Annotated in this window: 2 protein-coding genes; one reads left to right on the forward strand and one right to left on the reverse strand. The window is 67.1% G+C overall.

Annotation, left to right across the window (positions count from 1 at the left end; genetic code table 11):
- The first annotated feature begins 350 nt into the window (after window positions 1–350).
- Window positions 351–989: a rolling circle replication-associated protein gene (locus GJ668_RS19650; RefSeq protein ID WP_155451771.1), complete on the forward strand. Its 639-nt coding sequence runs from the start codon at window positions 351–353 to the stop codon at window positions 987–989.
- 8 nt (window positions 990–997) lie between these two features.
- On the opposite strand, the gene GJ668_RS19655 is transcribed toward GJ668_RS19650, so the two are convergent.
- Window positions 998–1,591: transposase (locus GJ668_RS19655; RefSeq protein ID WP_155451772.1), on the reverse strand; the 594-nt coding region annotated here is incomplete at its 5' end.

The raw sequence follows: 1,591 nt of genomic DNA on the forward strand, positions 1-1,591 counted from the left end.
TCAATGCACGCCTGAAAGCCAAGCTCGAAGCCCTCGAAGCCAAGCACGCCGCCTCGGCCCCGTCCGTCGATCCGGCGATCTGTTCCCAGCTCCAGGCGCTGGCCGTCCAGGTGCAGACCCTCGGCGGCGAGCTGGCCACGCTCGGCGCGCGTCTGGAGTGTCCCAGCCATGGCTGATCACGTCCGCGTCAGGTCGGGTCGGATTCGGCGGGCGGCGAAGCCGTCCCGCCTGGGCTTGTCTCTTTCTCAACAAGTGACACGGCCCCGGAAACACTGGGCCTCCAGGCCGATGGCCCGCATCAGATCATCATCGATTCACACCTCGGGCGGCTGCGTCGGATGCGCTCGGCGGTGCTCACGGCCGCCAACCTGATCCAAGACCGGCTCGGAGCCAGCGGGCGGCGCTGGAAGGCGGCGATGCTCCACTTGACCTATCGCGATGAGGACGAGTTCGACCCGTGCCAGATCTCGGGGTTGATGAAGCGGATCCGGGAATGGGCGCGGCGGCGGGGTCTGCCCGTCCTGCCTTACGTCTGGGTGCTGGAGCGCGGCGAGAAGAACGGCTGGCTCCATTACCACATCCTGATCTGGCTGCCCCAAGGCATCACCCTACCCAAGCCCGACAAGCAAGGCTGGTGGCCCTGGGGCCATACCCGCATTGAGTGGGCGCGCAAGAGTGCTGTCGGCTATCTGGCTAAGTACCTCTCGAAAGGCTCAACCAAGGACGGCGACACCCAAACCGCGTTTCCCAAGGGCGCGCGCATCCATGGCATGGGCGGCCTGATTCCTGACGAGCGGTCCAAGTGCGCCTGGTGGCGTGCTCCCGCCTGGGTCAAGGACGCCTGGCCCGACTGGAAGGACGAACCACGACCGGCGCCGGGCGGCGGCTGGGTCTCGCGCGTGCTCGGCGACTGGCTGCCCTCCCCCTGGCGTCTCATCGGCTTCGATCTGGGGCGGCCCGTCGTGAAGTGGGTCGCCGATTCCCCATAGGCGCCAACTTAACCGCATCGTTGACGCTTCTGCACGTTCATCATCTCGACGACCCTGGCCGGAAGGGTTTGCAAGCGACGGCGGCGCGGACGTTCCTTGAGCACGTCGAGACAGGCATCCCAGTGATCGTCTTGCCAGCGTTGCACATCGCCAATCCAGCGATCGACCGCTTGACGCACGATCGCCAGCAGCCGCCACGGGGTCAGGCGACGCGGGCGGTCGAGCGAGTCGAAACCGCCCGTGCCGTGGCGCTGGGCGCCTCGCTCAACGACCAGTGCATAGAGCAATTTTCCTCGGATCCAGACCTCGCCCAACTGGCTGTTCTGCTGGGTGCGCAGGGCGTCGAGGTCAAGCAGGGTCTTGAGCCGTTTGAACGCCAGTTCCACTTGCCAACGGCAGCGGTAGAGCGCCAACACCGTGGGGCCATCCAAGGTTTCCGGGGGCACCGTGGTGAAGACCATCACCCAACCGGCCAGAAACAGGGTGGCCTCGCGCGGGGTTCGCCCCTTGCGCTGGGCGGCTTGCCGACAACGCCGACGGGCCGCCTCCGCCGCCTCGGGCGGGAGACGCACGGCGTGCAGCCAACCCGGTCCGCTTGCCTC

Origin of the sequence: Allochromatium palmeri, assembly GCF_009720725.1 — a bacterium.
Lineage (GTDB): Bacteria > Pseudomonadota > Gammaproteobacteria > Chromatiales > Chromatiaceae > Thermochromatium > Thermochromatium palmeri.